The 19,158-nt window shown below is 38.1% G+C and carries 14 protein-coding genes; 10 read left to right on the forward strand and 4 right to left on the reverse strand.

Annotation, left to right across the window (positions count from 1 at the left end; genetic code table 11):
• The first annotated feature begins 39 nt into the window (after positions 1-39).
• From ACYIAR_RS13135 to ACYIAR_RS13145, 3 genes are all read left to right on the forward strand, one after another.
• The gene (locus ACYIAR_RS13135; RefSeq protein WP_480330087.1) at positions 40-2,940 is read left to right on the forward strand and encodes a glycoside hydrolase family 38 N-terminal domain-containing protein; all 2,901 of its coding nucleotides are present in this window, start codon (positions 40-42) and stop codon (positions 2,938-2,940) included.
• 1,412 nt (positions 2,941-4,352) lie between these two features.
• Positions 4,353-7,562, forward strand: coding sequence for a SusC/RagA family TonB-linked outer membrane protein (locus ACYIAR_RS13140; RefSeq protein WP_480330089.1), 3,210 nt, complete (start codon positions 4,353-4,355; stop codon positions 7,560-7,562).
• 18 nt (positions 7,563-7,580) lie between these two features.
• Positions 7,581-9,200: a SusD/RagB family nutrient-binding outer membrane lipoprotein gene (locus tag ACYIAR_RS13145; RefSeq protein WP_480330091.1), complete on the forward strand. Its 1,620-nt coding sequence runs from the start codon at positions 7,581-7,583 to the stop codon at positions 9,198-9,200.
• Positions 9,201-9,534: 334 nt separating this feature from the next.
• On the opposite strand, the gene ACYIAR_RS13150 is transcribed toward ACYIAR_RS13145, so the two are convergent.
• The 4 genes from ACYIAR_RS13150 to tpx form a co-directional block, all read right to left on the reverse strand.
• Entirely contained in the window at positions 9,535-10,020 is a 486-nt protein-coding gene (locus ACYIAR_RS13150; RefSeq protein WP_480330093.1) for a hypothetical protein, read from the reverse strand.
• Between the two features lie 821 nt (positions 10,021-10,841).
• Positions 10,842-11,210: a hypothetical protein gene (locus ACYIAR_RS13155; RefSeq protein WP_480330095.1), complete on the reverse strand. Its 369-nt coding sequence runs from the start codon at positions 11,208-11,210 to the stop codon at positions 10,842-10,844.
• 273 nt (positions 11,211-11,483) lie between these two features.
• Positions 11,484-13,004 (reverse strand): glutamine-hydrolyzing GMP synthase, encoded by a 1,521-nt coding sequence (gene guaA / locus ACYIAR_RS13160; protein WP_480330097.1) that lies wholly within the window; start codon positions 13,002-13,004, stop codon positions 11,484-11,486.
• 89 nt (positions 13,005-13,093) lie between these two features.
• A complete protein-coding gene (tpx, locus tag ACYIAR_RS13165) occupies positions 13,094-13,657 on the reverse strand; it encodes a thiol peroxidase (RefSeq protein ID WP_480330099.1) in 564 nt (187 codons plus the stop codon).
• A gap of 650 nt (positions 13,658-14,307) precedes the next feature.
• Between tpx and atpD the strand changes: the two genes are divergently transcribed.
• The 7 genes from atpD to ACYIAR_RS13200 all read left to right on the forward strand — a co-directional run bounded on the left by atpD (position 14,308) and on the right by ACYIAR_RS13200 (position 19,153).
• A complete protein-coding gene (gene atpD / locus ACYIAR_RS13170; protein WP_480330101.1) occupies positions 14,308-15,828 on the forward strand; it encodes a F0F1 ATP synthase subunit beta in 1,521 nt (506 codons plus the stop codon).
• A 51-nt stretch (positions 15,829-15,879) separates the two neighbouring features.
• Entirely contained in the window at positions 15,880-16,131 is a 252-nt protein-coding gene (locus ACYIAR_RS13175) for a F0F1 ATP synthase subunit delta/epsilon (RefSeq protein WP_480330103.1), read from the forward strand.
• Positions 16,132-16,248: 117 nt separating this feature from the next.
• Positions 16,249-16,677 carry a hypothetical protein gene (locus ACYIAR_RS13180; protein ID WP_480330105.1) on the forward strand — a complete coding sequence of 143 codons (429 nt, stop codon included), beginning with the start codon at positions 16,249-16,251 and terminating at the stop codon, positions 16,675-16,677.
• 25 nt (positions 16,678-16,702) lie between these two features.
• A complete protein-coding gene (atpB, locus tag ACYIAR_RS13185) occupies positions 16,703-17,716 on the forward strand; it encodes a F0F1 ATP synthase subunit A (protein ID WP_480333659.1) in 1,014 nt (337 codons plus the stop codon).
• A gap of 111 nt (positions 17,717-17,827) precedes the next feature.
• Positions 17,828-18,079, forward strand: coding sequence for an ATP synthase F0 subunit C (gene atpE, locus ACYIAR_RS13190; RefSeq protein ID WP_480330107.1), 252 nt, complete (start codon positions 17,828-17,830; stop codon positions 18,077-18,079).
• 15 nt (positions 18,080-18,094) lie between these two features.
• Complete coding sequence (gene atpF, locus ACYIAR_RS13195) at positions 18,095-18,595, forward strand: F0F1 ATP synthase subunit B (protein WP_480330109.1); 501 nt, start codon at positions 18,095-18,097, stop codon at positions 18,593-18,595.
• Between the two features lie 3 nt (positions 18,596-18,598).
• Positions 18,599-19,153 carry a F0F1 ATP synthase subunit delta gene (locus tag ACYIAR_RS13200; protein WP_480330111.1) on the forward strand — a complete coding sequence of 185 codons (555 nt, stop codon included), beginning with the start codon at positions 18,599-18,601 and terminating at the stop codon, positions 19,151-19,153.
• Positions 19,154-19,158 lie beyond the last annotated feature (5 nt).

Genomic DNA, 19,158 nt, shown 5'->3' on the forward strand with positions numbered 1-19,158 from the left:
ACTTATAAACTCAAAAACTTATAAACTAAAAAGCTATTTATGAAACTAAAGAACTTACTTCTTGTCGGAGCGATGCTGTTGTCAGGAACAGTGTCTGCCCAGTCTGTTTCCGCAGATAAGCCGGAGGTTGAGACAAAAGTCTGGCCTGCTGTTTATAAGTCGGAAAAAGGTCTCACACAGCGTGTGTGGGTAACAGTTCGCCACGAAGGAAAGCCTGTTTCGGCAACATTGCGTTTAGGCGAGCAGACTCAGAAAGTGAAACTGGCAGAAGGAGAGAACCGTTTCTTCTTTGAAATGCCGGAAGTTAAAACTACAGTTAAATTGCCATTGAGTGTTGTTTCCGGCAAGAATGAAATTGCTTCTGAAGAAATAACAGTTGCTCCTGCACGCCATTGGCAGATGAATCTGGTGCAGCACACTCATACGGATATTGGCTATACTCGTTCGCAGATGGAGATTTTGGCTGAACATCTGCGCTATATTGATTATGCTTTGGATTATTGTGATGCTACGGATGATTATCCTGAAGCTGCCAAGTTCCGTTGGACTTGTGAAATTTCATGGGCTGTCAGTGAATATCTGAAATGTCGTCCGGCTGAACAGATAGCACGATTGAAACAGCGTGTCAAGGAAGGACGAATAGAGCTTGCAACAATGTATCTTAATTTTGACGAGCTTCCGGATGAACAGACATTGGCAGCATCTCTTGCACCGATAAAACAATTCCGCGAGGAAGGTATGCGTGCAGAATTGGCTATGCAGGATGATGTGAATGGTATCGGATGGTGCTTCAGTGAATTCTTTGCTGATGCCGGAGTCAAATATTTGAATATGGGAACTCGCGGACACCGTGCTTTGATTTGTTTTGACAAACCAACGGTTTTCTGGTGGGAATCTCCTTCAGGAAAGAAAATATTAGCTTATCGTGCAGAACATTATAATCAAGGAAACTTCTTCGGGGTGCATACTGATGATTTCCAAACTTTTGAAATGCGAGTGCTGGATTATTTGAATCAGCTAGCTGACAAAAATTATCCATACGATATCTGTGCGGCACAGCATTCGGGTTATTTCACAGATAATGCACCCCCTTCAACCAAGAGTTGCGAATTTGTGAAACGCTGGAACGAAAAGTATGAATGGCCTAAATTGCGTACGGCTGTAGCCACTGAATTTATCAAAACAGTGGAAACTGAATATGCTGATAAAATTCAGACAGTACGTGGTGCTTGGCCGGATTGGTGGACAGACGGTTTTGCTTCCGGTGCCAGAGAAGCAGCCGTATCTCGCGTGACGCATTCAAATATCATTGCTAACCAGGCAGGTCTTTCTTTTGCCAAAATGCTTGGTGCAAAATTACCATCAGATGTTAATGAACAGATTTGGGGCGTTAACAATGCATTGTTGTTCTATGACGAGCATACATTCGGTCATAGCGAAAGTGTTCGTAGTCCTTATGCATTGGAAACTTGGGAACAGCGTTCGCTAAAACAATCTTATGCATGGGAAGCATATCGCCACACAGGATTGCTAGGTGAAACAACGATGGGCTTGTTGCAGGCTTTTGTCCCAAAGGCTGACGTTCCTTCTATTGCTGTATTCAATACTTTGAACTGGTCTTATAGTGGCATTGCACGAATGTATATTGACCATCAGATTCTTCCTAAAGAAAAAGCTTTTGAAATTGTTGATGCTTCAGGAAATATTATTCCTGCTCAGCCTGGTGAAAGCCGCTCGGATGGAACTTATTGGAATATTTATGTAAAAGATGTCCCGGCTCTGGGTTATGCTCAATATTATATAAAAGTGAAAGATGAGGCACGTCCTGAAACATTACAGGCTGAAAAGCTTGAAAATGTAAAAGTAGAGAATCCTTGGTATATAATTGAGTTCAATAAAGGAAAAGGAACAATAAAGAGCTTGTTCGATAAAGAACTTGGTAAACAACTGTTGACAGAAAACGCAGAATGGGAATTGGGTGAGTTTATTTACGAAATAATTGACAGTCGTCATCCAATGGAGCGCTACACTGCTCCACAGTTCCTTCGCCGTCGTCCTGAACGTATTCGTTTCGAATGCTATGAAAAAGGTGATATATGGGATACATATCGTTTCCGTGGTGAAACAGTTGCCGGTCGCGAACCGAACAATCTTATGGTTGAATATCGCGTTTACAACGTAGAGAAGAAAATAGAGATTGTATATCGTTTGCGTAAGAAGGCTGTAACTGACCCAGAAGTGGTTTATATATCATTCCCTTATCAGGTTGAAAACGGAAAGATTCATTTGGATGTTCCTGGAGGAAATATCGAAGCTGGGGTTGACCAGATACCAGGTTCTTCAAATGACTGGTACACTGTCCAGAATTATGCAACAGCTCGTAATGAAAACTCTCAGGTAGTAATGTGTAGTCAGGAAATACCTCTGATGCAATTTGGCGCGATAAATACAGGACGTTACGAAGCTGGTGCTGTTCCTCAGACGACAAATATGTATTCATGGCCTATGAACAATTATTGGGTGACAAACTTCAATGCTGATCAGATGGGGGAAATGCAGTGGAGCTATTGTATTAATTCTTCTTCAGATAATAGCATAGCTTATGCTACACGTTTTGCATGGGAAAATCGTATTCCTTTCCTTACACGTGTATTGCAGGCGGATGAGAACTCTAAATCTGGAAACAGACTACAACCGGCTTCTCTGTTGAAAATTATTCCGGACAATCTTTTGTTAGTGAATATGACACCTGTTGATGGGGAGAATGCTGTAATGTTGCAGCTAAGAGAAATAGGAGGTAAATCTGCTACATTTGAAGCTGCTTCTGAAAAGGTTAAGATTCGTAGAGTAACTGCTTGCGATGTGGCTGGTTCTCCTTTAGTAAATGGGACTTTACAGTTTAAGCCTTGGGAAAATAAATTTGTGAAAATTGAATTTTAAAACTTTTACTTTGTATTATTATGCTAATAAGCTAAAACATTGTTAGTTATTATAATATATTGACTAAAAGTTTATATATTTGTATTGTTTTTATTGTAATAATTAAGAAAAACTTGGAAACAATAAATATTACCAAAACTTATGGGGTGTTATTCCCTATATTGTTTATTAAGATCAATTAATTTGGAATAAGGAGGCCGTGAGGTCTCCTTATTTTTTTTTTTCTTTAGAATATGCAAAATGTTATTGTTTTATTGTTTTTGCTTTCCTTAAGTTGTAAAAATAAGATTTTTGCTAACGTGTGATTTAAAGAAAACTTGCTTAAAACATTGAAAGTATGTCTTTATAAATATTGTTTTGAAAAATGATTGCAATGATTTTGGTAAAAGATTGCAATCATTTGCTAGTGTCATTGCAATGATTTTGGTAAAAGATTGCAATCATTTGCTAGTGTCATTGCAATGATTTCAGCCAATTATCACAATCGTTTGGTGAAATCATTGCAATCTTTTTTTTAACAGGTGCTTTTATGGGGAGAGTCTAGTTTAGAAACCATGAAGAAGAGGCTTGATTATAGCAATTTTCAATCAGGAAGAGAAAAAATAGATAACAAATTTGTTGTTTCATTTATCAAGTATTGATTGCTAATGTAAAACAAATTGTTAGAGGAAAAGTGAATAATTGCGATAAATAATTTTTATGGTAAGAAAAAAATCGATTTTTCTGTCAATATGTATTTGCTTAACTTCATGAGGTTGCCATCTTTCAGAATTTTTTGGTAATAGCTTCGAATTATCGTAGTTTCAGAGTGGTTCGTTTGACAAATTGTCAAAATTGACAAAATGATAGATGATTTATTATTGGTAGTATTAAAATACTGAAGTGAATTTGCTGTACTTAAATTTCTTGACTGAAAATATAGTGAAAGGCTCAGCATATAAAAATAAAAAACTTGTTTTTGATTTTGTTCTGCCTTGCTGTATTCCATATTATCCAAATATAAAAAAACAATTATCATATATGTTTTTTCTTTTTTTTGTTGATGATGTTAAAAACATTGTTTTTGTAGGGAAAATATTGGTGTTTGTTTTGTTTGGGTAGCATAATGATATTAATGCTCCTTGTTTATTATCTTATTGTTTTTTAGGTGAGTATGCTGAAAATGTTAATTCGAAAGATTTTACTTGTAACGTGAATTTTTTTTTAAGGAAATACTTTTGTAATACATTTTTTTATTATAGATTTGCAAGCGGTTAACAACATTTTGAATCATCTGTAATTGCTATAAACGTAAATCTAAAGGTTAATAGACAAAACATAAATCTAATAACAATTACATTCATGTTTATTGTTGACTTTAAGGTAAAAAAGACATAAAAAAACAACTATCATTTATATAAATAAGAATAAAAATGAAAAAAGAGCCGAATTTTCGTAATTCCATGAAAATTTCATCTTTCTTGTTGGCTTCTGCTTTCAGTGCACTTGTTTTGCCAGTAAGTGCATCTGATATTAAGCTTAACGAGAGTGATAACTTTTCTGTTAATGAAACTCAACAAACCAAGAAAATCTCTGGTGTTGTTGTTGATAATGCTGGTATTCCTGTAATTGGAGCCAATGTCGTTCAGAAAGGAACAACAAATGGTGTGATTACAGACTTGGACGGAAACTTTTCATTGGATGTTCCTGCAGGAGCAACTGTTGAAGTTAGTTATATAGGTTATACTACACAAGAATTCGTTGTAAGCGGAAATCAAACAACATTTGACATTAAATTGATTGAAGACACTCAGAAACTTGATGAGGTTGTTGTTACTGCATTGGGTATCAAACGCCAGTCTCGTTCTTTGGGTTATTCAACAACTCAGGTTGGTGGTGAAGACTTCACAATGGCCCGCGACCCGAACTTGGGTAACGCGTTGTCAGGTAAGGTTGCCGGTGTAAGTGTGTCTGGTAACTCAACTGGTAGTGGTGGTTCTTCTCGTGTCGTAATCCGTGGTAACGCATCATTGACAGGTAACAACATGCCATTGTATGTTGTTGACGGTGTTCCTTTCAACAACCAGAACTTGGGTAGTGCCGGAACTTGGGGTGGTTTGGATATGGGTGATGGTTTGAACAACATCAACCCTGATGATATCGAAAGCATTCAGGTTTTGAAAGGTGCTGCTGCTTCTGCATTGTATGGTTATCGTGGTGGTAATGGTGCTATCTTGATTACAACAAAATCAGGTAAGAAAGGTAAACCAATCAGTATCGAATTTAACAACAACTTGACATTCAATACAATCTACGATTATCGTGATTATCAGAAGGTATTCGGTCAGGGAACATACGGTAGCCGCCCAACAGATATCAACTCAGCTAAATCTTCAGAAATGTCAAGCTGGGGTGATGTTATGGATGGTGGAGATGCCGTAAACTTCTTGGGTAATACATATAAATATTCATATGTAGATAACTGGGATAATTTCTATCGCACAGGAATCAACAACTCAACATCTGCTTCAATCAGCGGTGCAGGCGACAAGATTACTTATCGTTTTGGTATTTCAAATATTACGGAAAGAAGTATTCTTCCAAATGCAGGCAATAGCCAGCAGGGCATCAATATGAACACGACATATGATATCTTCAAGAACCTTCATTTGATGGTTAATGCCAACTACGTATTCGAAAAATTCAATGGCCGTTCAAACTTGTCTGATGGTAACGGTAACACCAACGCGTCTTTGATTCACCGTGGTAACTCATTTGATATCCGTTGGTTGGAACGTGGTGGCGAAGGTTGCGATTGGGGTACTAATCCTGATGGTTCTGAAATGCTTGGTGGTACTAACGTATATTTCAACAACCCGTACTGGTTGCAGTATCGCAAGACTAACGAAATGAACAAGAACCGTTTGACAGGATCTATGACATTGAAGTGGGACATCACAGACTGGTTGTATGCTCAGGGAGCTGTTCAGCGTGATGGTTACAGCTTGGATTTCAAACAGGTGCAGCCAACAGGTGCAGCTGCCGATCCTAACGGTTGGTTGACTGAATATTCAAAGAACTTCTCTGAAATGAACTTGAACTATTTGATTGGTTTCGACAAAGAGTTCGGCGACTGGTCTGTTTCAGCTTCTTTGGGTGGTAACCGCCAGCGTACAATAACAAAACAATATACTCCGAGTGACGGCGGCCGTCCTTTCATCGTTGACGGTTTGTGGTCAGTAAACAACTTGGGTGATAAGCGTGCTGCCAAAACTTATCTTGAATATCAGGTTAACTCAGTGTATGCAACTGCAGATTTCGGTTGGAAAAACCAGGTGTTCTTGAACTTGACAGGACGTAACGACTGGTTCTCAACATTGTCACCTCAGAACAACAGTTTCTTCTATCCATCAGCAACATTGTCTTGGGTATTCACTGATACATTCGATATTCCAGAGTGGTTCAACTTCGGTAAGGTTCGTGCTTCTTATGCTTCTGCATCAAACGGTACTGACCCATACAAGAACTTGTTGCTTTATAAGTTGAGAGATTATACAGTTAATGGTCAGCACACAGTTACTCAGAACAATAACGACCAGTATCCAAATCCGGGATTGAAACCTGTAAGCATTTCAGAATGGGAAGCAGGTTTGAACTTGTCATTCTTCCACAACCGTTTGACATTTGATATGGCATACTATGTGAAGAATACTAAGGACGATATCGCAGTTGTTTCAACTTCTTCTGCATCTGGTTATAGCTCAAAAGTTATGAACGTAGGTGAAATCCGAAACAGAGGTTTCGAATTCATGGTAGATTTCGTTCCTGTTCAGACTAGAGACTTCATGTGGAACTCGACATTCAACTTTGCCTTGAACGACAGTGAAGTTCTTTATCTTGGTGAAGGTGTGAAGATGTTGCAGATTGACGGTGCCACATCTCGCTCTGGTAACGTATCTGTTCAGAACGTAGTTGGTTCTTCTTATGGAGAGTTGATCGGTTATAAATATAAACGTGACCCTCAGGGCAATATCGTTTACAATAATGGTATTCCTCAGAGAGAAGATGAATTGTCAAGCCTTGGTAATGGTGTTTACAAGTTCACAGGTGGTTGGGCAAATACATTCAAGTATAAGAACTTGTCTCTTTCATTCTTGTTGGACTTCAAAGCAGGAGCTGATATATTCTCAGGAACAAACTATTCATTGTATAGCGAAGGTTTGCACAAGAATACTTTGATTGGCCGTACAGCTGAAAATCCTGGGGGAAGCATTGTGGGTGAAGGTGTAATGCTTGATGCAAATGGAAATTACGTTCCAAATACAGTTGCTGTAGATGCTCAGACATATTATAAGGGTATTTGTAATAACAACATTGGCGAAGAATTCGTTTACAATGCAAGTTTCTTGAAATTGCGTGAATTGTCATTAGGATATGAATTCCCGAAATCTATTCTTGACAAGATGAAAGTTGTTAAAGGTTTGAATGTTTCATTGGTTGGCCGTAACCTTTGGACAATTATCAAACATACTGACAACATTGACCCGGAAGCTGCATACAACAACTCAAACGGTCAGGGTCTTGAACTTAATGGTTATCCTGCAACAAGAAGCGTAGGTTTCAATGTTAATGTTAAATTTTAATTCTTGGAGTAAACGATTATGAACAAATATATTAAATATGCTTTCGCTGCAGCGTCATTGGTTTTTGCTTCTACAAGTTGTAGCGATTTCGGAGATACTAATATTGATCCGGAGCACATGAACGAAGGAAATGTTCCTTACGAAATGCTATTCACAAATGCTCAGCACCAGATGTTAGGTTCCGACTGGGATGTATGGCGTAATGCTTGTATTTACTCAGCACAGTGGATGCAGCACGTATCATCAATAAGAAACTGGTGGAACTATAGTTTATATGCATATAGCGAAGGCTATTCTTCTGCTTATTGGGGAATATACAGTGGCGACCGTGGCGCACTTCGTGATGTAACAACAGTGATGGATTTGTGGAAAGATCAGGAAGGTTATGAGATTGACTATAATATGGCACGTATCGTACGTGTTTACGGTATGCACCGTATGACAGATCTTTACGGTGATATCCCATATTCTCAGGCCGGTCGTCCGAACGAATATTCATATCCAGTTTATGATGCTCAGAAAGACATCTATATGGATATGCTGAAAGAACTTGACGAAGCTCAGGCTAATCTTAAGGCCGGAGGTGTTGCCAAGGTAGGTAAACAGGATGTTTATTTCCAGGGTGACGCAGAAAAATGGGTTAAGTTTGCAAATTCATTGATGTTGCGTATTGCTATGCGTATGTCAAAGGTTGAACCGGAAACTGCTAAGACTTGGGTTAACAAAGCTGTTTCTAATGGTTTAATCACTTCAAATGCAGAAAATGTAAAACTGGAGCATCCTGCAGGTGTTACTACAGATGACTCTTCTGAACCTTATGCAAAGATTTATTCACATGAAGATCGTGGAGAGTTTTTCGTAAGTGAATATTTCGTTAATATGCTTAAGGAAACATCAGACCCTCGTTTGGCATTGATTACAACTGTTTGTGAGGATCCGACAATTTCTGTTCAGAACGCAAGTAACTATCAGTATGGTAATTCAGATCCTGCAATCCAGAAAGGTTTGCCTTGTGGTTACAGTAACGATAAGACTAATGAATGGTTTATTGGTATAGATTATCCGGAATTTAAGGATGATAAATACCTTGATAATTATAGAAGCGTTTATTCAACTATCAACCGTTACACATATTCAAATCCGACATCACCGACATTTATCGTAACTTATGCTCAGACTCAGTTGCTTCTTGCTGAGGCTGCTGTTCGCGGATGGATAAGTGGTGATGCAAAGACATATTATGAAACAGGTGTACGTGCTGCAATGGAACAGTTCTCACAATTCCCAAATGCAACAGCTTTGTATAATCAGTATCTGACATCAGATGCTGTTGACGCTTATTTGGCTAAGAATCCGTTTGATGGTTCATTGAAACAGATTAATACTCAGTATTGGATTAACTGTTTCTGTGATGAATATGAAACATTTGCAAACTGGCGTCGTTCTGGATATCCTGAACTTGTCCCGGTTAAGAATGCAAAAACATACGGATTGTGTGCAACAGATGGTTCTATTCCACGTCGTTTTGCATATCCTTCAACAGAATCCCAGGTCAACAGTGACAATTACAATAGCGCAGTTTCAAAACTTGAAAATGGCGATACGTTTATGTCGCGTGTGTGGTGGGATGTTAAGTAATGTATAAAATTTATATTACTTTGTTTGTCTAAAGATTATTATAATATTCTTATATGTTTATGATATAAGTTTATTTTATAAAATAGCAATGAAACCGGCCCAAATTAGATTTTGTGGTCGGTTTTTTGCATGTACGCTCGGCATGAGTATTAGCTAACGGGTGCAAGTCCCCAATGAGCCCTAATAGCGGGAATCATACAGCCAAAAGCAAGGGTGTCCATCGCGAGGTGGAATCTAAAGGAAGCTGGAGGCAAACATCTGGTCTGACGAACAGAAACTTCATATAAGGCATAAGACTGTGGATGAGATTGCATGACAAATCAAAGTCCTATAGCTATTCGGAACAGTCAATGTAAATGGAGCAGACATAAGATTGAAAGTTAATACCCTTATCTGAGGAGGTCTCACGGACATATGGTGAAGATGAATCATTCGAAGTACCATGATGGAGTAACGCTTGCCGTGAGAAGTCAGCAGAGGTCGTATTACCCAAGGCATGTATGCCTATTGGGAAGGACCGAACTTTATTTAAACGACAGAACTGAAAACTACCGTTTGTTGGAATGAATGCATAAAACCAATACAGAAGTATTGGGCTGCCTTTAAAGAGATAGGACGGAATCCGAATGGTATAAAGGAGTGCAGACCTACAAATGGATGGTTGAAGATGATGTCGTGGAAGTGTCCTTCGATGTATTCGAAAGGCATCCATAGTAAAGAACTGCCACGTGCGGAACCGCATGCGTGGTGGTGTGAGAGGTCGGAAAACGAAAGTAGGAAGAAAGCTACTTCGTTTTCCTCCTACTCGATGAAAATACAATAACTTTTTTAAGTCTCCCCTAATTTTTTTACCATATATTTCTAAAAAAACTCCTCCGAATCCTCCGAATCCTCCAATACCGTATATTTTCGGCGGATTTTTCTGTGATTGTGTTTTATTTGATTGATTTGTAGGGTGTTGACTTCTGTTGTGCTTAAATTTGACTATCTAGGGAAATAACCTTCCGGACGAACTGAAAATATTGATTGGAATATGTTTTTATTATGATTTTTCTTCTGTTAAAATATACAATAAGCCATGTCTGTTTTAGATTTTAACTTCCTGTAACTACATATAACTCCTATATGTTGCACTCAGATAAACCAGATTTATAAAAATAATTTTGAGCATCTAGTTGTTTATACTAGATACATAGCCTTTGAACTCTGAATAACTGTGTTTGTTTTTTGTTTTGCAACACACTCATAACTTCTTTAACTACTGAAATATGGACTTGTGAAACTTGAAAATATAATTTTTTTGGGAATGGGTTTATTGTATTTTCTTTTATTGTAATAAATATCTAATTTGTAAGAATTGACACCGTCCGGAAGTGCTAATATTTTTCTGTGTCTTTATAGAGTTTAATGGATTTTTTTATGGCTGTAACATTTTATGTATTAGGAATGTGTGGAGAAATAGCCGGTTGGAGGTGAATTTTTTCTCCAAAAAATGGCGGTATTGGCGGTTTCGGCGGTTTTTTTACCGTGGAATATTAATGCTTATTGTAAAAAACATGGTAGTGTTTTCAGAAAAACATTACAGTCTTTCCCTTGAAACACTACCATATTTTTTTTGAATCATAGGTTGTTTCGATTATATTATTTTCTTTTTAGTTTCACATCTATAACTTGTCCGTCAGCTTCAGCAACAACTTTCAGGCCAGTTTCTCCATTTTCCTGTACCTTGATGAATTTTATTGTCACTTCACTTCCTTCAATATATTCAGAGCAAGAATATCCGAATTTTTCTTTTTTCAATTGTTGTATATCCAAGTCAGAGTTTGGAAGTTCAATTTTTGCTGTAAGTTTACCATCTTTTTGCTGAAAATTGAGTATACCTTCGTTGTATCCATAAGGTGCTGTTGGAGCATTAAAATTCCATTTACCTTGAAATACATCATTTTCTCCTTGGGCTTGTACTGTCATTGCGAAAACTGACAGGAATAAGGCTAGAAGTTTCTTTTTCATATTTCGTATTGTTTTAAAGTTTACACAATAAATATAGTCTTTTTGTTGTTAATAGGGAATGTTTTAATTGCAAAAATATTGAGATAATAATGTTTAAATATCGTAGGATGGGGGAGAGTATGATCAAAGGGGTCAATTTTAGGGGCCAATCTCCAAAAGATGTATAAAAAAGGCTACTATCACGGTCTTAAATACTTAACCATGATAGCAGCCTAATCTGTTGATTTTAAATTATCTGATATTTACTTTTGCTCGTAGAATGGACAAAGTCAATTATTCCCACTCGATTGTTGCTGGTGGTTTAGAGCTGATGTCATAAACTACGCGGTTTACACCTTTAACCTTGTTGATGATTTCATTTGAAACTTTTGCAAGGAATTCGTATGGAAGGTGAGCCCAGTCTGCAGTCATAGCATCTGAAGATGTAACGGCACGCAATGCAACAGTGTTTTCGTATGTGCGTTCATCACCCATAACACCTACTGAACGGATAGGCAACAAGATTGCTCCTGCCTGCCATATCTGGTCATACAATCCCCATTCGCGCATCAACGACATATAGATATCGTCTGCTTCCTGAAGGATACGTACTTTTTCTTCAGTGATATCGCCTAAGATACGGATACCCAAACCTGGTCCTGGGAACGGATGACGCTTGATAAGATGTTCCTGCATTCCAAGTTCGATACCTACGCGGCGAACTTCGTCTTTGAACAATAGGCGCAAAGGTTCAACCAGTTTAAGATTCATCTTCTCTGGAAGACCTCCAACATTATGATGGCTCTTGATTGTTGTTCCTGTGATAGATAAAGACTCGATTACGTCAGGATAGATAGTTCCTTGACCAAGCCATTTGATGTCTTTCAGCTTGTGTGCTTCTTCATCAAATACATCGATAAAGCCTTTACCTATGATTTTACGTTTCTTTTCCGGATCAGAAACTCCTGCAAGTTCGCTATAGAATTTGTTTTTCGCATTTACACCGATTACGTTCAAACCTAGGTGTTCATAATCTTTCAATACGTTTTCAAATTCATTTTTACGCAACAATCCATGATCAACAAAGATACAAGTAAGGTTCTTACCGATGGCTTTGTTCAATAGAACTGCTGTTACAGAAGAATCAACACCACCAGACAAAGCAAGGATTACTTTGTCATCGCCAAGCTGTTCTTTCAGTTCGGCAACAGTAGATTCGATGAATGAAGCCGGAGTCCAGTCTTTTGCACATCCGCAGATGTTCAAGAAGTTGTCAAGCAATTTTTTTCCGTCGATTGAGTGGAAAACTTCAGGATGGAACTGGACGCCCCATGTCTGTTCTCCTTCGATGCGGTAAGCTGCATTCTGAACATCGTTTGTGCTGGCGATGATTTTGAAATTCTCAGGAAGCTGAGTAATAGTGTCGCCGTGTGACATCCAGATTTGTGAGCCTGTTTCAATACCTTTGAACAAAGGATCTTCAGCATCTACTTTAGCAAGATTTGCGCGGCCGTATTCACGTGTGTTTGCCGGCTCAACCTTACCTCCTGATGTGTATGCAAGGAACTGTGCTCCATAGCAAATTCCCAATACAGGATATTTGCCACGAATTTCACTCAAATCCGCTTTAAATGCATTTTCGTCGTACACGGAATAAGGACTACCTGAAAGGATTACGCCCTTTACATCCGTTGCATCATGCGGAAATTTGTTGTAAGGAACGATCTCGCAATACATATTCAACTCTCTGACCCGTCGGCCAATTAACTGAGTTGTCTGCGAGCCGAAATCAAGAATAATAAGTCTTTCGTGCATGCAATACTATTATTATTTAATTGAGTGGTACAAAGATAATGAAATTTTTTATATCTGCGAACGAGTGATGATATCTATATTTATATTGATTATTTGGACAATGATTCTAAAACTTTCTGATAGTTAGGCTCTTCTGAGACATTTTTTACTAATTCTGTATGAATTATTTTACCCTCACTGTTTATCACTATTACAGCTCTTGCAGTCAGACCTTTCAACGGTCCATTTGTACATATCACTCCGTAATTCTTTTTGAAATCAGGACTGCGGAATACTGATAAAGGAATTACGTTGTTCAATCCCTCTATGCTGCAGAATCGTGACTGAGCAAAAGGTAAATCCATGGATACACAAAGGACAACGGTATTGTCAAGTGAAGACGCTTTTGCATTAAACTGTCTCACTGACATTGCACAAGTAGGCGTGTCGAGACTTGGAAATATGTTTATAATAACATTCTTTCCTTTATAATCTGATAGTTGTATATCGGTCATGTCGGCTTTAGTTGCCGTAAAGTTAGGTGCTGTTATACCTTCTTGTGGAATATTTCCATTCAGAATAGTTTCGACACCACGAACTGAAACTTTTTCCTGTGAATTAATATTTGATGTTAGAGTAAGGAAAGAAATAACTGCAAAAAATAATTTTCTCATAAAATTGATATTTTAGTTTGACGTATTATATAATCGTAAAAGTTTTACGAACTATGTTTATAAAGGAAACAAGATATAGTATTAATTTGTTCAAGCTTGATAACTGTAACTTTCAGTTGATGAGTTGATAATAGTGCTTGTTATTTAATATTGAATAGGTAAGGATAAACTTGGTATAGGAATAAAAAATAATGAGGAAAAACTTCACAGCCTTTCCTCATTCATAACCAAAACCTTAACTATGAAAAAAACTTGCTTTTGCAAGTTATGATGTTCATTTAAAGAGGTAAAATATTTTTGATTTTGTTTGATGCAAAAGTATTGAATAATATTTATTGTGCAAATTTATTTATTGTGTTTAAGAACATCTTTTTGTAATTAACATAAAGAAACAATCAAGCATAAATATTGACATTTATCAAATGATATTTTTGTATATGTTTAATTTACTGATTATTACTTGTATTATTATTGAGTATATAATTAGTCTTTTTGTAATAGATATTGGTATATTTAATATAATGAATCTTTGGTATATGGTTTAACTAATTTAAAAAAGATACAAAAAGTAATATTTTCATAAAACCATTACTAAAACTGAGTAATATTGCTATGAAGAAATTAGGTAGTTTTATAAAAGGCAAAACGAAATGGAAGTTATAAAAGGTTATATTTCACAGGTTATTGGTCCTGTTGTTGATATTCATTTCGAAGAAAAACAAAACGGACAAAAAATATCTTTGCCCCATATCCATGATGCCATGGAAATAACCAGACCTAATGGAAAGGTTCTGATTGTTGAGGTGCAACAGCATATTGGAGAGAATACAGTCCGTACTGTTGCGATGGATACGACTGATGGTTTAAGGAGAGGAATGGAGGCGGTCTCTTATGGTTCGCCTATCACAATGCCGGTTGGAGATCAGGTTAAAGGTCGCTTGATGAATGTTACAGGACATTCAATTGACGGAATGTCTGAGTTAGACAAAAAAGGTGCTTTCCCTATTCACCGTGAACCACCTAAATTTGAGGAACTGAAAACCAGTAAGGAAGTGCTGTATACAGGTATTAAGGTTATTGACTTGCTGGAACCTTATATGAAAGGTGGAAAAATTGGTCTGTTTGGTGGTGCCGGTGTTGGTAAGACTGTTTTGATTATGGAGCTTATCAATAACATTGCAAAGAAGAATAATGGTTTTTCTGTTTTTGCCGGTGTTGGTGAGCGTACACGTGAAGGTAACGATTTGCTTCGTGAGATGCTAGAATCAGGAGTTATCCGTTATGGCGAAGAGTTCAAGAAGAGCATGGAGGAAGGAAATTGGGATCTTTCAAAAGTAGATCATGAAGAGTTGGCTAAATCACAGGCGACATTGATATTCGGACAGATGAATGAACCTCCTGGAGCACGTTCTTCCGTTGCTTTGTCTGGTTTGACAATTGCTGAATCTTTCCGTGACTTGGCGGCAGAAGGAGAATCAAAAGATATATTGTTCTTTATTGATAATATATTCCGATTCACACAGGCTGGTTCAGAAGTTTCGGCTTTGCTAGGTCGAATGCCTTCGGCTGTGGGTTATCAACCTACACTTGCTACAGAGATGGGTGCGATGCAGGAGAGAATCACTTCAACAAAGAAAGGGTCTATTACTTCTGTTCAGGCAGTATATGTTCCGGCAGATGACTTGACTGACCCGGCTCCGGCTACAACATTTACACATCTTGATGCAACAACCGTTCTTAGCCGTAAGATAGCAGAGCTTGGTATTTATCCGGCAGTAGACCCACTTGAGTCAACTTCAAGAATTCTTGATCCATTGGTTGTAGGTAAGGAACATTATGATACTGCTCAGAGAGTTAAACAGATACTTCAGCGCAACAAGGAGCTTCAGGATATCATATCTATTTTGGGTATGGAAGAGTTGTCGGAAGAGGACAGACTTACAGTGAACCGTGCGCGTAGGGTTCAACGTTTCTTGTCGCAGCCGTTCTCTGTTGCAGAGCAGTTTACAGGAATCAAAGGTGTGATGGTATCAATTGAAGACACAATCCGTGGCTTTAATATGATTATGGATGGTGAAACAGACAATATTCCTGAGCAGGCATTCTTGAATGTCGGTACAATCGACGACGTATTTGAAAAGGCTAAGAAACTTGCAGAACAGGCTAATTGATGTTTTTTTGGTGAGACAGTAAAACTTGTAATTATAGTATTAAAGAAACTTATGAAGTTAGAAATCATATCACCGGCAGGACTGTTGTTCGAGGGAGAGACAAATAGTGTTACTTTCCCTGGTGCAGGTGGGGTGTTTGATGTGTTGCCGCATCACGCTCCATTGATAGCAGCTTTGCAGGCAGGTGTTATCCGCTATGAATCGGATGGAAAAACACAGGAGATGATGATTGAAAGTGGTTTTGTTGAGGTCAAGGATGATTTGCTTAGCGTTTGTGTTGAAGCAGGTGCTGGTTCTTACTAAAGTTACGAGTTGTAAATTGTAAATATAAGAAACATAAGAAACTGTGGGTTTGTTAAGTTAAATAAAACTGTCGAACTCACAAACTCAAAAACTTACAAACTCAAAAACTTAAATAATATGACTGGCAGATTAAAAATGAAACTGATGGCTCTCGTGACGTTCATAAACGTTGTTGTGGGTGTTTCATTGGGAGGATTGCTTTATACAATATGGCCGGACCACTATTTTCATTGGTATCCTTTGATTCCAACTTTTTACTGGTTGACGGCATTGGCTATGATTTTCTTCCTGGACAGAGTCAAGAGAAAGAAAGGTGATGTAACAGTTACTACATTTATGGTAGTAAGATTCTGCAAGTTCACTTTGGCGATAATTTTCCTTTGGCTTTATGCAGTTCTGATAGGAGAGAAGATGAGAACATTTGGTTCAACATTGATACTTTTCTATTTTATCTACTTGGGATTAGAGACATATTCTTTGTATTTGTTTGAAAAAAAGAGGATGAAAAGGGAGAAGAGAGAACGTGATGAACAGATTCAGAAATGAAATAGGTTTGTGGCTGGTTGCTCTTATGGCTTTCCTGTCTGTTGGCAGTTTGAAGGCTGAAGAGAATGCTGAGCCAGTTGATGTGCAGGAAATAGTTTTCTCGCACATTCAAGATGCTTACACTTGGCATGTGACAGAAATCGGTGAAACCGAAATATATGTTCCGTTGCCTGTTATAGTTTGGGATAAAGAATGTGGACTGGATGTTTTCCTTTCTTCACGGCTTCATGGCGGAAATGTATATAATGGCTATAAGATCGCTGAAGACGGTGAGTTTGCCGGAAAAATCGTGAGAGAAAACAGTGAAGGTGAATATGTACGTCCTGTTGATTTGTCTATGACTAAGAATGTATGTGCAATGTTGTTGGGATGTGCGCTTTTATTGGCTGCAGTCCTAGGAACGGCTTCATGGTACAAGAAACATCCGAACCAGGCACCGGGTGGTTTTGTCGGTATGATGGAAGCAGTAATAATGTACATGCAGGAAGAAGTGATAATTAAATCGGTAGGAAAAGAATACAAGATGTTCTCGTCATATTTATTGACAGTGTTCTTCTTTATCCTGTTTAACAATTTGCTGGGTATTATCCCGATATTTCCCGGTGGTGCGAATGTAACAGGAAACATTGCAGTTACGATGGTTCTTTCTGTGTTTACTTTCCTGGCAATAAATTTGTTTGCCACCAAGGGTTATTGGAAGGATATATTTTGGCCAAAGGTTCCGATATTTCTGAAACTGCCTTTGCCAATTATGCCTTTTGTTGAGTTTTTCGGTGTGTTTACTAAGCCGTTTGCTTTGATGATTCGTCTTTTTGCCAACATTATGGCAGGACATACGATAATTCTGGCGCTTACTTGCCTGATATTTATTACAGCATCAATGGGGGCTGTGATAAATAGTGGAATGACAGTTGTATCAGTTTTCTTCTGTGTATTTATGAACTGTATGGAATTGTTCGTGGCATGTTTGCAGGCATATATATTCACATTGTTATCGGCTAATTACATTGGATCTTCAAAAGTTGAAGACGAGGATTGATTTAACAAATTCATGTTTTGCAATATACTGACTTTAAGTTGAGGTGTTGCGAAACGTCTGAAAAATAAATAGTATTATCAAGATTTAGAAAACAATTAAAAACTTAAGATTATGTTATCAACAATTTTATTACAAGCAGCAGGAATGGGAATAGCAAAGATGGGTGCAACAATAGGTGCAGGTTTGGCAGCTATAGGTGCAGGTATCGGTATTGGTCTGATTGGTAGAGGTGCAGTTGAAGCTATAGGCCGTCAGCCGTCAGCCGCTGGTGATATCCGTACATCAATGTTGATTATGGGTGCCTTGGTTGAAGGTGTTGCTTTGTTTGCTATTGTGGTATGTTTCTTGGGCTTGTTCCAATAATAAAATTAAAAGCTTATGTCACTGTTAACACCAGATTCAGGTCTTCTTTTTTGGATGATTCTGTCGTTTGGTATCGTTTTGGTGATTCTTTCAAAATACGGCTTTCCAGTTATCATTAAATCAGTTGAACAGAGGAAAGCGTATATAAATGATGCATTGGATGCTGCTCGTAAAGCTAATGAGCAGTTATCCAATTTGCAGGCAGAAGGAGAGATGATCATCGCCAAAGCTAAAGAACAGCAGAATGCCATTCTGAAAGAAGCGATGAAAGAAAAGGATAATATTATAGCAGAAGCCCGTCAGAAAGCAAATGACGAAACTCGCAGGCAAATGGAAGAAGCAACTGCACGTATCCGGGAGGAAAAAGAAAAAGCAATCCGCGAAGTTCGTGCCGAAATTACAGACTTGTCTGTTGCTATTGCCGAGAAAGTTTTGCGTGAATCTCTGTCCGCCGAAGGTAAGCAAAAGCAGATGATTGATAAGCTTCTTGACGACGTTTCATTTAGAAAATCATAAATTATGGATATTGGAACACTTTCCTCAAGATACGCCAATGCTCTTTTCTCCCTTGCAACAGACAAAGGCGAGGAAGAAAGAGTTTATAAAGATATAAAAATGCTTGCTGACAGTTTCCTTATGGAAAAGGAATTGCAGACAGCTTTGGATAATCCATTGGTATCGGATGCTGACAAGGAAAAGATATTGATTGCAGCCGGAGGTATTGAGGTGTGCGATTTGTATATCCGTTTTATCCGTTTGGTTCTGCAGCATAAAAGGGAAAGCATTCTGCTTTTCATTGCCCGTTCTTTCATCGAGCAATATCGCAGGGTCAAGAAAATAACTCGAGTCCGTTTCACTACGGCTGTTCCGGTTGACAAGGATATTCAGGAACATCTGCAGAAAAAGCTGAGTGAGGAAACGGGATATACAGTTGAGTTTTCCGGTCGGGTAAATCCAGATTTGATAGGCGGTTTCCAGTTGCAGATTGGAAACTACAGGCTGGACACCAGCTATGCTTCGCAGCTCCGCAGGATAAGAAGCGGACTGCTTGCCGAAATTGAAACAGATAAATAGTGAAA

Source organism: Parabacteroides sp. KHUB-01 (assembly GCF_056640935.1).